At 46.5% G+C, this 13445-nt stretch carries 10 protein-coding genes; all 10 read right to left on the bottom strand.

The window, feature by feature from the left end; all coding sequences use genetic code 11:
- Positions 1–2: 2 nt before the first annotated feature.
- Positions 3–3329, bottom strand: coding sequence for a methylmalonyl-CoA mutase family protein (locus tag ACSX1H_RS10790; RefSeq protein WP_439183880.1), 3327 nt, complete (start codon positions 3327–3329; stop codon positions 3–5).
- Positions 3330–3343: 14 nt separating this feature from the next.
- A complete protein-coding gene (locus ACSX1H_RS10785) occupies positions 3344–4132 on the bottom strand; it encodes a (Fe-S)-binding protein (protein ID WP_439183879.1) in 789 nt (262 codons plus the stop codon).
- A gap of 26 nt (positions 4133–4158) precedes the next feature.
- Positions 4159–5415, bottom strand: coding sequence for a 4Fe-4S dicluster domain-containing protein (locus ACSX1H_RS10780; RefSeq protein ID WP_439183878.1), 1257 nt, complete (start codon positions 5413–5415; stop codon positions 4159–4161).
- 40 nt (positions 5416–5455) lie between these two features.
- Positions 5456–6433: an electron transfer flavoprotein subunit alpha/FixB family protein gene (locus tag ACSX1H_RS10775; protein ID WP_439183877.1), complete on the bottom strand. Its 978-nt coding sequence runs from the start codon at positions 6431–6433 to the stop codon at positions 5456–5458.
- A gap of 61 nt (positions 6434–6494) precedes the next feature.
- The gene (locus ACSX1H_RS10770) at positions 6495–7238 is read right to left on the bottom strand and encodes an electron transfer flavoprotein subunit beta/FixA family protein (RefSeq protein ID WP_439183876.1); all 744 of its coding nucleotides are present in this window, start codon (positions 7236–7238) and stop codon (positions 6495–6497) included.
- 18 nt (positions 7239–7256) lie between these two features.
- Complete coding sequence (locus tag ACSX1H_RS10765; protein WP_439183875.1) at positions 7257–8405, bottom strand: acyl-CoA dehydrogenase family protein; 1149 nt, start codon at positions 8403–8405, stop codon at positions 7257–7259.
- A gap of 30 nt (positions 8406–8435) precedes the next feature.
- The gene (locus ACSX1H_RS10760; RefSeq protein ID WP_439183874.1) at positions 8436–9671 is read right to left on the bottom strand and encodes a thiolase C-terminal domain-containing protein; all 1236 of its coding nucleotides are present in this window, start codon (positions 9669–9671) and stop codon (positions 8436–8438) included.
- 3 nt (positions 9672–9674) lie between these two features.
- The gene (locus ACSX1H_RS10755) at positions 9675–11006 is read right to left on the bottom strand and encodes a 3-hydroxyacyl-CoA dehydrogenase family protein (protein ID WP_439183873.1); all 1332 of its coding nucleotides are present in this window, start codon (positions 11004–11006) and stop codon (positions 9675–9677) included.
- A gap of 24 nt (positions 11007–11030) precedes the next feature.
- Positions 11031–11792: an enoyl-CoA hydratase/isomerase family protein gene (locus tag ACSX1H_RS10750; RefSeq protein WP_439183872.1), complete on the bottom strand. Its 762-nt coding sequence runs from the start codon at positions 11790–11792 to the stop codon at positions 11031–11033.
- A gap of 486 nt (positions 11793–12278) precedes the next feature.
- The gene (locus ACSX1H_RS10745) at positions 12279–13442 is read right to left on the bottom strand and encodes a thioredoxin family protein (RefSeq protein ID WP_439183871.1); all 1164 of its coding nucleotides are present in this window, start codon (positions 13440–13442) and stop codon (positions 12279–12281) included.
- Positions 13443–13445: the final 3 nt, after the last annotated feature.

Genomic DNA, 13445 nt, shown 5'->3' with positions numbered 1-13445 from the left:
GACTACATATTACGCCGGTACTGTCCACCCACCTCGTACAAAGCCTGCGTTATCTGCCCCAATGAACAATGCTTCACTGTGTCCATCAGTTCTTCAAAGATGTTACCATCATTGAGTGCCACTTGCTTCAGTCTCTCAAGGTAGTGGCCTGCCTGCTCTTTATGATGTTGATGAAACTGATTAAGCGCACCCAGTTGCTGCTGCTTTTCCGCTTCGCTGCTACGTATCACTTCGCGAGGTAATATGGTTGGCGAGCCACTTTTCGACAAATAGGTGTTCACACCAATTAGCGGCAGTTCACCAGTATTTTTAACCCGTTCGTAATGCAAGGACTCTTCCTGTATTTTACTGCGCTGGTAATTGGTTTCCATCGCCCCCAACACGCCGCCGCGTGCATTGATGCGTTCAAACTCCAACAGAACGGCTTCTTCCACTAATTCGGTCAACTCCTCAATAATAAAAGAGCCCTGCAAGGAATTTTGGTTTTTGTTAAGCCCTAGCTCGTGGTTAATAATTAGTTGAATGGCCATGGCTCTGCGCACCGACTCCTCTGTTGGCGTGGTAATGGCCTCGTCGTAAGCATTGGTGTGCAATGAGTTGCAGTTATCGTAAATGGCATACAAGGCCTGTAAGGTCGTGCGGATATCGTTAAACTCAATCTCCTGCGCATGCAATGAGCGACCCGAAGTTTGAATATGGTACTTTAGTTTTTGCGACTTTTCATTGCCACCATACTTATACTTAATAGCTTTGGCCCATATCAAACGAGCCACCCGGCCAATGACTGAAAACTCAGGATCAATGCCATTGGAGAAGAAAAAAGACAGATTGGGGGCAAAGTCATTGATGTGCATGCCTCGCGACAAATAATACTCCACATAGGTAAAACCATTGGACAGCGTTAAAGCCAGTTGCGTCACGGGGTTGGCACCGGCTTCAGCGATGTGGTAGCCCGAAATAGACACCGAATAGAAATTACGCACCTGGTTTTTAATGAAGTATTCCTGCACATCGCCCATCATCTTCAGTGAAAAATCCACTGAGAAGATACAGGTATTCTGCGCCTGGTCCTCTTTTAGTATATCGGCCTGCACTGTACCACGAACAGCTCTCAGGGCTTTATTTTTTAGTTGCTCATACTCATGTGCTTCCAGTAACTGATTGCCCGACATGCCCAAAAGCTTCAGCCCAAGTCCATCATTACCCTCCGGCAAGGTGCCATTGTATTGCACATCGGCTTTATGTGGTGTTTGCAAGTCAGGCTGATGTGCCTCTAAGTATAGTTCACACTGCTGGTCGATGGCTGCATTTAAAAAGAAAGCCATCAGTACCGGAGCCGGTCCGTTAATCGTCATGCTTACCGACGTAAGAGGCGCACATAAATCAAAGCCCGAATAGAGCTTCTTCACATCATCCAGAGTGGCAATAGAAACACCTGAGTTCCCCACTTTGCCATAGATGTCGGGGCGCACATCGGGATTTTCACCGTAGAGCGTTACCGAATCAAAGGCGGTGGACAATCGTCGGGCCGGCTGAGCCGCCGACAGATAATGGAAGCGCTTATTGGTGCGCTCGGGACTTCCCTCCCCCGCAAACATGCGGGTTGGGTCTTCGTACTCGCGCCTGAATGGAAATACGCCCGCCGCAAATGGGAACAACCCGGGAAAATTCTCTTTGAGCTGCCATCTTAAAATATCGGCCCAGTTGCTATACTTCGGCACTGCAATTTTAGGAATCTTCAGGTGCGACAGAGATTGGGTAAATGTTTGAATACGTATCTCCTTATCCCGTGGTTTAAATACAAATTCCTCCTGTTTATACGACTGTATTAACTCATCCCAATGTTCTATCAAAGCTTTATTTTCGGGATGCAGCTTATTCTCCCAGTACTCAATGGTCTCACCTAAGTTTTGAACAGCATCACTTTCCTGCTTGATCAAACTAAGGCTTTGCTTTAATGCCCAAAGCTTACCGGCCACATCAGCCTGTTCTTCAGCCTCCTGGTTATAGTTTCGAACCGTTTCGCTAATCTCAGCCAAATAGCGTCGGCGATTGGAAGGAATTATGGTGTGTAAACCAGATTCCCGTCTGCTGAAATCCGTTGAGCTAATTTCCAATGATGGAAAATCTTTCACCAGTTGAGCTGTTAAAGCCCGGTAAAAGTGATTAACACCAGCATCAAAACAATGGGAAGCATTACTCAAAAACACTGGCATCTCATCAGTTGGCTGGTGCCATAGTTGTTTGTTACGTTGCACTTGTTTCTTCACATCACGCAAAGCATCATCCGCCCCCTGTTTGTCTGATTTATTGATCACTACGAAATCAGCAAAATCCAGCATGTCAATTTTCTCGAGCTGGGATGGCGCACCAAATTCGGGCGTCATCACATAAAGTGCCACATTACTGTAATCAATAATCTGTGAATCGCCCTGGCCAATGCCCGAAGTTTCTAATATGATTAGATCGGCCCCAGCGGCTTTGAGCAGCTCCACGCCTTCTTTCAGGTGGGCCGCAATAGCCTGTCCTGTTTGACGCGTCGCCATGGAGCGCATAAATACGTTCTCGTGGTGGATGCTATTCATGCGAATGCGATCACCCAACAAAGCGCCACCTGACTTCCGTTTGCTTGGGTCGATGGATACAATGGCTATTTGCATGGCGGGCGCATCAATCAGTAAACGACGCACCAGCTCATCAATCAACGATGATTTACCGGCGCCACCAGTTCCGGTGATACCAATAACAGGTATGGTTACATTATCAGCCACATCCGAAAGTAGCGATTGAATGATCTGCACATGGGCACCTCCCATCTCAAGCATGGTAAAACACCTGGCCAGACTCAGGGTATCACTGAAAGCAGGCAGGCGTTCTACTGCATTCATCTCGGTTAGATTAAAATCAGCTTTCTTTAGCAATTGATTCACCATGCCCTGCAAGCCCAAGGAACGACCATCATCCGGCGAATAGATACCGGCAATGCCATATTGATGCAGCTCCTCAATCTCGTGAGGGAGAATAACACCTCCACCACCACCAAACAGTTGGATATGGCCAGCTCCTTTCTCGTGTAAGAGGTCAAACATGTACTTGAAAAACTCCATATGGCCACCTTGGTAGGACGTGACCGCAATGGCCTGCGCATCTTCCTGTATGGCATAGTCTACAATCTCCAAAACAGAACGGTTATGACCCAGATGAATCACTTCAGCTCCTGATGCCTGCATGATACGACGCATGATGTTAATGGCCGCATCGTGCCCATCAAACAATGATGTAGCCGTTACAATCCTGATCTTATTTTTTGATTGGTAGATGGTTTCCATAGTCGCCTCCTCTTTTATTCCATGAGATTCTGAGCAATGAGCTCAGCAATATCCATATTAATTACTTCCGCTTCCCTATTGGCAAATTTGATCCCATCGCTTAGCATGGTCATGCAAAATGGACAGGCCGTAGCCACAATATTGGCGCCTGTAGCCATTACATCGGCCGTACGTTCTTCATACACTTCCTTTTGCCCCTTCTCGGCTTCTTTGAACATTTGCGCCCCGCCAGCCCCGCAGCACAGCGAAAAACTTCTGGCTCGTTTCATTTCCCGGTAATCGATATTAAACTGGTTAATCACTTTGCGCGGCGCTTCGTATATCCCATTTCCACGCCCGAGGTAACAAGGATCATGATAGGTAATACGTTTATTCTTCAAGCCTTCCTGATTCACCAGAATCTGACCACTGTCCACCAGCTGGTTAATAAACGCTGAATAATGGATGACTTCGTAGTCGCCACCCAGTTCGGGGTATTCGTTTTTAATGATGTTGAAACAGTGGGGACAAGTACAAATAACCTTTTTCACGCCATAGCCATTGAGCGTTTCAATGACCTGCATGGCCTGCATCTGAAAGAGCATTTCGTTACCAGCCCGTTTGGCCGGATCGCCTGTACAGGTTTCTTCGGTGCCTAAAACGGCATAATCCACCTTTGCCGCATTGAGTATTTGCGCAAAGGCGCGCGTCACCTTCTGGTAACGTTTATCAAAAGCACCGGCACAGCCCACCCAAAACAGGTATTCAGGCTGATGCCCTTGTGCACTTACTTCTGCCATTATTGGCACATCTATCTTTGTCATTTGTGAGATTTACGATTAAAAATGCTTTAGGCCTCCGTCCATTTCAGGCGGTCTTCGGCCGAATACTTCCAGGGTGCCCCGTTATTTTCGATATTGGCAAACATAGCGTTAAGCTCATCCGGTGCAGCGCCCTCTTCCAGCACCAGATAACGGCGCATATCCATTATCAGGTTCGGATGACTGATATTTAAAGGGCATTCCTGTGCACAGGCATTACAGGTGGTGCAAGCCCACAACTCTTCCTTAGAGATGTAATCGCCCAACAGGAATTTACCCGAGCCATTCTTACTTTTCTCGTCCATCCGGGCACGGATATCTACAAACAGTTTTCGGGGCGACAATAGTTTACCTGTAATATTTGCCGGGCACACCTCCGTGCAACGCCCACATTGGGTACATGTCAGTGCATCCATGTAATTTTTCCAGGTGATGTCCTCCACATCCTTCACCCCAAATCGCTGGGCTTGTTCCGGTGGTGCAGCATCATAAGCATTACTGCTTAGCATCAGCGCCACCTCTTTTTGTACTTCAGGCATCGAAGGCAGATAGGTCAACGGATTCAGGTTACTGAAAAACACGTTGGGCAAGGACATGAACACATGAAAATGCTTGGAGTAAGGCAGGTAGTTGGCAAAAATAAAGATGAGCAAAATGTGCGACCACCAATAAAACCTATACATCACTTCAGCATTAACTGTTGATAAATCGAAATAGGGCAACAACCAGGCAGATATCGGATAGGCGCCTGGCAACTCATTGCCATGCAAATACAAATCGGTCATATTGAGTCCAATCAAGGACAGCATCAGCAGCATGATAAAACCCAAGGCAATGGCGGCATCCGTTTTATTGGCTTTGGTCAGCTCAATGCCTTCGAACCGCCGGATATGCATCAACAGACGACGAGCCAGGAACAGAACAATGCCGGCCAGCACCACATAGGCAAAAACATCGCCGCTGGCAGCTATCAAGGTATATAAAGGTCCCAGAATACTTAGTGAGCGATGCCAGCCTGACACCCCGTCAATCACCATCTCAAGGCTTCCGATAGTAATCACAATAAAACCCCAGAACACAAGAGCATGCATCAGGCCAATGAAGGGCTTGCGCAGAATTTTGGTTTGTCCCAAAGCGACTTTTGCGGTTAAACGCAGACGTTTCATCACCTGTCCGTCGAACGCTACATCCCGGGTAAGAGCAAAATTTGCTCGTATCTGCCAGAATGAACGTAGCAAAACCGCCATGGCGGCAATGAGTATAATTGTAAAAACAAGTTGATTCATATACTAATAGTTTGTCAGTCGTTAGGCAGAAGGCAGAAGTTTACTTATTCTCGTGAATATGCTTCTTGAACAAGGTGTTCAGTTCCGGAACAATCTGAAAAGCATCGCCCACCATACCGTAGTCGGCCACCTCAAAAATGGGTGCTTCAGGGTCGGAGTTAATGCCCACAATGCACTTGGCACCGCTCACCCCGGCCACATGCTGTATAGCCCCGGATATGCCAATGGCAAAATAGATGTTTGGCGCAATAATCTTACCTGTTTGTCCCACATGTTCATCTGCCGGCCGCCAGCCATCATCGGCCACAGGTCGACTACAGGCAGTTGCGGCTCCCAGCGTGGCAGCCAGTTCCTCCAGCATGGCAAAATTCTCAGACGAGCGCATGCCCCGTCCCCCACTCACAACAATATCGGCATCTGCCAGCTGCACACCTTCTTCGCTCAACTGCTTACCAACCAGCTCCAATCGTGAGTCAGGCTCATCAATATGTGGTTCGAAGTTTTTTATCTCCAGCACCTGGATACTTTCCCGTAATCCAAAACTATTAAGCATGGGCATCAGAATAACCCGCTCAGTATGGGCTGTGACCGTTGCAATGGCCTTTCCGGTAAAGGCTCTCTTATTAACAGTGAAGGGTGCATAGGATGAAGGCAAGTCGAGTACCTGCGGAATAAAGCCGGCTTTTAAACGTACCGACAGGCGAGGTGCAATGGCTTTTCCCTGCGCATTATCGGGAAACAAAATGTATTTGGCATCCACCTCTTTGACTGCTTGCTCCACAATGCGTGCATAAACTCTGTTCACCCGCTGGTTGTACTTTTCATCGTCTGCTTTAAGTACACGGCTCATGCCATAATTGCCTAATTTATTCAATTCATCATTAGTGATGGTACCTATTACCAAACCTGTCACGTCAAGGTTTAAGGCATCGGCCATTGCTTTGGCATAAGCAGTTAGTTCAAGGCTTTGTTTTTTGAGTTGTCCCCCAACATTTCTGATATATACAAGTATCGACATCGTCCTGATTTAAGTTGTTAATAATGGTGTGATTGATTCTGGCGATTTCTTTTTAGATGTATTAGATGAGTTTTGCCTCGTCACTCAGGCTTCGCACTAACTCTTCCGGCGTATTAAGCATCTTCACCCGGCCTTTGGTTGGCGGAGCAGCATACTCAACAAACTCCACTAGAGGTTCAACTTCTATGGCCGAAATCACATCCAGTGGCTTGCTTCGGGCCGTCATAATCCCCCGCATATTGGGGATCTTAGGCACACGGGCGAAGCCTTTTTGCACAATCAAAACGGCCGGTCCATCTACTTTTACTTGCTCCTTACCATTGGCCACATCGCGCTGGTAAATTGGGGTTGTTCCATCAAACTGAAGAGAGGATATCGAAGACACCGAAGCATAATCCAACAGTTCGGCCAGCATACCGCCCACGGCCGCCTCGTTGTAATCGCCCGACTCAATTCCGCAGACAATAAACCCACAATCTTTCCCCTGCAAATAAGCGGCCAGCTGAGTGGCTGTCTGAAAGGCATCCAGCGGTTCCACATCAATCCGGGTGGCTTTATCAGCGCCAATAGCCAGTCCTTTGCGAAGGATAGGTTCGCAGCGCACACCACCTACCATCACTATCTCCACCTCATCCACAGGTATTGCCCCATCTTCCTTCAATTCAACAGCACGCGTTAAGGCCAACTCGTCCCATGGATTAATCACCCATTGAATGCTTGTATCATCGAGTTGGGTGTTATCCTCCCTGAAGCGTATTTTGGTTGTTGTATCAGGAATATAACTCATGCAAACGAATACTCTCATAGTTCTTGTTTTAGTTGATTAAATGTCGCCACTTTCAATAGCGCGGGACACCACTATCTTTTGAATCTCGGAAGTTCCCTCATAAATCTGTGTCAGCTTGGCATCGCGCATCAGCCGCTCCACATGGTACTCTTTTACATAACCGTATCCACCATGAATCTGCACCGCTTCGGTAGTGACGCGCATGGCCATATCGGCCGCATATTGTTTGGCCATGGCACTGGCAATACCATAAGGCTGTCCCTGGTCTTTGAGCCAGGCGGCTTTCAGACAGAGAAACCTGGCGGCTTCAATCTCTGTGGCCATATCAGCCAGTTTAAAAGCGATGGCCTGATGCCTGATAATCGGTTTACCGAAAGTTTTTCGTTCCATAGCATATTTACGCGCCAGCTCGTAAGCCCCGGAAGCAATACCCAAAGCTTGCGATGCAATACCTATCCGCCCGCCTTCCAGCGTTTTCATGGCGAACTTAAAGCCGAAGCCATCTTCACCAATACGGTTAGCTTTGGGTACCTTCACATCGGTAAACTGCACCGAATGTGTATCTGAACTACGCATCCCCATTTTGTTTTCATGTGGCCCCAGCGTAATGCCTTCGGCGTGCCGATCCACTATCAGCGCATTGATGCCATGATGCCCTTTAGCCGCATCGGTTTGTGCAATCAATAAATAAACCGAGGCTGTATGGCCATTGGTGATCCAGTTTTTAACGCCATTCACCAGGTAATGGTCACCCATATCGATGGCCTTGGTTTGCTGCGAAGTAGCATCAGAGCCAGCACCCGGCTCAGACAGCAGGAAGGCGCCTGTTACTTCCCCCCTGGCCAGCGGTTTGAGATATTTCTCTTTCTGCTCTTCAGTGCCGTACTTTTCCAGTCCGTAGCACACCAGTGAGTTATTAACCGATATGATCACGCCCACCGAAGAATCTACTTTGGAAAGCTCTTCCATGGCCAAGACATAGGACACCGTGTCCATGCCGCCACCATCGTATTTAGGATCGACCAGCATCCCCAGAAAACCCAGTTCGGCCAGGTTACGAATGTGTTCGGTGGGATAAATGGCTTTCTCATCCCGCTCAATCACATCCTGTATCAGCTCACGCTGCGCATAATCGCGGGCAGCCTGCTGAATCATTATTTGCTCTTCTGTTAATTGGAAATTCATTTGTCTTTAGTTATTTGATTAGGGAGAATTCTATTTACATTGCTTAAACACCATGCTGACCACCGTCTTATCATTGCCACCCATATTCACCGTCAGCCCATAAGGTTTATTATCCGGAATAGTAATCTGTGCCTTCCCTGCCTGACCAGTAAGCTGCTCCCAGATGGTGACCACCTGATGCACGCCGGTAGCTCCGGTTGGATGTCCCCAGGCAATTAGTCCGCCTGTGGTATTAAAAGGGATAGTGCCATTACGCGCCGTGTTGCCTTCGGCCACATAGGCTGCTCCTTGCCCCTTGGCTGCAAAACCAATGGCCTCTGTTGCCAATATGCCGGCAATGGTAAAGCAATCGTGCGTTTCCACCGTTGCCAGCTGTTCTTTCCTGATGCCAGCCATGCTTAACGCTCTGTTAACAGCCGCTTTGGTAGTGCTTAACTCCAAGGGATCAGCCGGATCTTCCATGATGTTATCCTCCGCCTGAGCAAAACCAACCAGCTCGATGGCTTCATTCAGCGGAATGCCGGTTCGTTTTAATCCTTCCTCTGAAACAACAACAATGGCCGAGGCGCCATCGGATACTTTTGAGCAATCGGTGTAATTAAGATGATCCACAAACCGGCTCCCATCGGGTGGCAGCAATCCCGTTTCCATCAGTTTATCACTCTTATTTTCATACTCCTGGGCTGTTTCACACAAGCGTGCATTCTCCACACAATTGACATACCACTGAGCCAGGCCTTTCCGCATGTATTCTTCGCCATAGGCATTGGCATAAGCCCCTGCCCGGTCGCTGAATTTTCCAGGAAAGAAGTAAGCATGTCCGTCTTTTCGTTTTGGATAATAATCGGCCTGAGCCAGAAAGTCGGCACCATACATGGCCTTCACTGTATTCTGAACTTCCACACCAACCACTAGGACCACCTCCGCTGTGCCAGCAAGAATGGACTTCACACCCGTCATCACAGCCAGCCCTCCTGAAGCACAGGCCCCTTCGACCCGAACGGCGGGTTTGTATTTTAATTTTTCATCAATAGAGGGAATAAAAGCCGCCAGGTGCGCCTGATTATTGAAGCGAGAAGCAATGAAGTTACCGATAACGCTTTCATCCACCTGCTCTGCCCCGTTAATGCGCTCCAATACCTTACGCCCGGCTTCCTGTATGTAATGCGCCAGTCCCGGGTTTTCTTTTTTAGGATTGAACTCCGAACGTCCGCTCCCGAGCGAGACCGTATTATATCCGGCTACTATAAAAACACGTTTTTGCATGGCTTAGAAATTATAATCGTTAACAGGTCCGTACAAGTGATAGAATCCATTCATCATCACGGCATTGACATAATCGGTTGATGCCGTGACACCATCCTCCTTCAGTTGAAGACCTAAGGTTTTCATGGCTGTCATGTAGGTTTTCAGAAGTTGAGTGCCACGACTGTCCTCCTGAGCCAGCTGCTCAAAGGTTTCTTTCAGATGTTGCTCCCGGTATTTCGAGCGATTCAGCTGATTCCAGGAATAGACTTTTGTCTGTACTGACAAATATTTATCAGCTTCCAAAGCAGGTGCTTCAATGGGAATATACTTATCGGCATCCAAATCATACAATTCAACGGGACGGCCTTTCTCGTAGCTGAACAAACCCGCTTTTTGAGAGCCATCATGATGTTGTCCACCTCTGACGCCTTTCTCCAAAAGACCGCTCAGTAAAGGACTGGCAATTTCTTCATCGAGGTAAGTATTCATCACTTTCATGATCAACACGCAGACGTCAATGCCCACATAGTCGACCAACTGAAAGATGCCCATGGGGCGCATCATCAACTCGTGACTGACCTTATCTGTAATCAGTAATGCCTGTTGCGCACCCAGTTCTTTGCGCAGATCATTATACATCCGCTCGGCAAATAAAATTTCACGCATAAAGAAGCCATTGCCAACAAAGCCTGCCACATCGAAAGAAGGCACGATGAGCTTATTCATGTGTCGCGCAAAACCATCTACTATTTTACTCAACTCCGGATGCCCGTCTTTCAATTCAACCACCTCAATTAGCTTTTGAACCGCCGGCGGATTGTAGAAATGACAGCCAATAATACGTCCGTCCAACTGCGCTTTCTGATTCAGCACCTCAATGGGAATAGCACTGGTGTTGGTCAGGAAAAATGGTTCATGCGGATTATTGTCATTGATTTGCTTCAAAACAGATGCCTTAATGGTCTCATCCTCAATAATGGCTTCAAACACCAGATTGGAATGATAGGCCGCCTCCATATTAATGGATGGTTTAACCATTGACAGCGCTTCGAACACAAAGGCCTCAATGATATCCTTATTATCAATCAGATGGGAACGATTGGCAAAGAGCTTTCTTAGCTCCACAATGTTTTTTTCTGCCCACTTTTGGAGCTGGCCTTTGAGGTAATTCATCAAGCCTTGCAGGCCTTCGAAATTTTGATCGATGGCATTGATTACAAATGTTTGCCCAATGTAAGGTCCATGGTGCATCAACTTAGCTGCATGCAAAACATTAAGAAGCAATATGCCACTGCCCATTTTACCGGCCGCACCAATGACACTGATGTTTTTAAATCTATCCAGGTGACTCATTGTATATTGTATAATTGGGTTACTTTACCAAAGCGGTTTGCGTTTTTCGAGGAAAGCCGTCATCCCTTCCTGAGCTTCGTTATCAAACAAAGAGCCAAACACTTGTTGTTCTTTTAGGCAGCCAGCTTCAAAGCCCTTCTCTAATCCAACATTCAAAACAGCTGCCAAGGACTGTATCGCCATTGGCCCCTTTGTGGCAATCATTCTTGCCAGTTCCAGTGCTTTATCCATCAATTCTTCATTGGCATAAACAGCCTGAACCAATCCCATTCGCAGGGCTTCTGTGGCATCAAACATATTGGCGGTGTACAGGTAATAGCGGGCATTATTAAGCCCAATAGCGCGTACCAAACGCTGTGAACCACCAAAGCCCGGAATCAGACCCAAATTGACTTCAGGGGCGCTAAACTTAGCCGTTTCGGCAGCCAACAGAAAGCTGCAAGACAAAGCGATTTCGAGGCCGCCTCCCAAAGTAAAGCCATTGAGGGCGCCGATAAATGGCAATGGTGATTGCTCAATGCGGTTCATCACATCATGTCCTAAGCGGGAAAAAGTTTCAGCCTCCTTTTCCGACTTCCCTTGCATCTCAGCAATGTCGGCACCAGCTATAAAGGCTTTGCCTTCGCCGGTAAGAATAACCGCACGAATGTGATCACTAACTTCTAATTTATCCAGGATGGCGTTTAATTCTTTAAGTACTTCGCTATTAATGGCGTTAAGAGCCTTTGGACGCGAAAAGGTGATAATGCCAACAGCATCGTGTTCTGTGAAGGTGAGGTGGTTCATAAAAAATCATCTTTAATAGAATCCCTTTCAAGTTATGGAAACTATTTTAAGATTTCAATGTCTTTTTTATGATTTCGGGTAAAAAAGTGTTCTTTTACTTACAATCCATAATAGCACATAACTAACACCAGAGCAGGCTATAGCGGATAGTTTCCTGTTTACATCCCGCAATACTGTAACAAATTAAAAGCACATTCACTAAGAGTCAGCAGGACTCCGTTGGCATGCGTTTCAACAAATATCAAGACCTGTGCAACAGTTACCATAAGCGTTTACACCGACACCGATTGAAATATTCCAAATAATGGTTTGATTGAAGAACCTAATGAAGAGGACCTGAAGAGTATTATGAGCCAGAGTGGCTGCTGAACAGCCGTCTACTTTCTGCAACAAAAACACCCAGGATAAAGAAGCTCATGTTTTTACTTCTTTATCCTGGGTGCATTATTCTAAAAACTAATACGTTTTTTTGGCTGTAGGATTTTCCTATCGCCGTGGTTTTTGCTTCAGTTTAGATGATCGCATGGTATATTGCGTCTTACCAGTTTCGGGTTCTTGAGTGACTGATGCCGGAAAATACTTATGAATATCTGGGTTATCCTTTATAATTTTCTCAAGGATACGCGCATAATTGTAATGGTTTTCAGCTTCTTTTCTCTCCGGGTCGTTATAGGCAATGTACTGAAGATATTTCACGCAGTACTGTTCCCATTCTTTATCCGCCTCTTTGTAAAAAATTCGGCGCCCGATGAATTTAATATCATTCATGACTACTTTTTGGTCGAATGATGAATTGGCAAACATTTCCATTACTAATGCATCCGCTGCAGCATACTCTTTTTGCTCAATTTTGCTGCGTAACTTATTGTAGGTTATAATGTAATCTTTGCCTTTAAAATCACCAACAGCATTTAGCTCCTGTTCATCATTGCACCAACGGTAGCTTTGGTATAACTTCTGGTCTACCCGCTCTTTTCCGTATTTCTTTTCCATTTTGGCCCGTTTAGCCACAAACTTTTTAAAAAGCGGATGGTTCCGATCGTTTATATGCTCAAAAAACAGTTCTCCCAGAACATCATCGGTAAGATCATCGCCTTTAATCGCAACAAGCTCATCAATGGCTTTGGCCAGGTTATTACGGTCGTAGCTCAATGCCATTCCGTCAATATAATCAAGCATGAATTCAGGATCTCTGTTTCCTTTTTCGTACTCGGTATATAAGTAGGTTGATCTTAATTTAGGCTCCATGGAATTGGCCACTATCTTGAGAAACTTATCAGCCTCGTGACGGCCACCTGAGCGGTGCAACACTTCTTTAGTGTTGGGATCGATAAAGTAATAGGTAGGAAATGACCTCACTTTATACTTTTTGGCAAAATCAACGCCTTCGCCGTGTTCGGCGTCTATCTTAACCGACACAAATTTTTCGTTCATAATCTCCCCAACCTTTGTCAGGGTAAACACTTCCTCGGCCATAGCAAGACAAGGCCCACACCATTGGGTGTAGACATCTACAAAAACGAGTTTATTTTGCTTTTTTGCCAAAGCACAAACCTCGTCGAACGATTTATCTTCGAATTTGATACCTGATTGTGCTGATGCCACAAATGCACCCATCAGGATTAAAACACTTAAAAGTATCTTCTTCATTAT

Origin of the sequence: Carboxylicivirga taeanensis (assembly GCF_051851475.1) — a bacterium.
Lineage (GTDB): Bacteria > Bacteroidota > Bacteroidia > Bacteroidales > Marinilabiliaceae > Carboxylicivirga > Carboxylicivirga taeanensis.
This window is presented reverse-complemented; position numbering and strand designations above follow the sequence as displayed.

Coding starts and splice junctions, on each gene's coding strand:
- ACSX1H_RS10760 (WP_439183874.1), bottom strand. CDS start 9,671: ATGCAAAAACGTGTTTTTATAGTAGCCGGATATAATACGGTCTCGCTC.
- ACSX1H_RS10765 (WP_439183875.1), bottom strand. CDS start 8,405: ATGAATTTCCAATTAACAGAAGAGCAAATAATGATTCAGCAGGCTGCC.
- ACSX1H_RS10790 (WP_439183880.1), bottom strand. CDS start 3,329: ATGGAAACCATCTACCAATCAAAAAATAAGATCAGGATTGTAACGGCT.
- ACSX1H_RS10780 (WP_439183878.1), bottom strand. CDS start 5,415: ATGAATCAACTTGTTTTTACAATTATACTCATTGCCGCCATGGCGGTT.
- ACSX1H_RS10770 (WP_439183876.1), bottom strand. CDS start 7,238: ATGAGAGTATTCGTTTGCATGAGTTATATTCCTGATACAACAACCAAA.
- ACSX1H_RS10775 (WP_439183877.1), bottom strand. CDS start 6,433: ATGTCGATACTTGTATATATCAGAAATGTTGGGGGACAACTCAAAAAA.
- ACSX1H_RS10755 (WP_439183873.1), bottom strand. CDS start 11,006: ATGAGTCACCTGGATAGATTTAAAAACATCAGTGTCATTGGTGCGGCC.
- ACSX1H_RS10745 (WP_439183871.1), bottom strand. CDS start 13,442: ATGAAGAAGATACTTTTAAGTGTTTTAATCCTGATGGGTGCATTTGTG.
- ACSX1H_RS10750 (WP_439183872.1), bottom strand. CDS start 11,792: ATGAACCACCTCACCTTCACAGAACACGATGCTGTTGGCATTATCACC.
- ACSX1H_RS10785 (WP_439183879.1), bottom strand. CDS start 4,132: ATGACAAAGATAGATGTGCCAATAATGGCAGAAGTAAGTGCACAAGGG.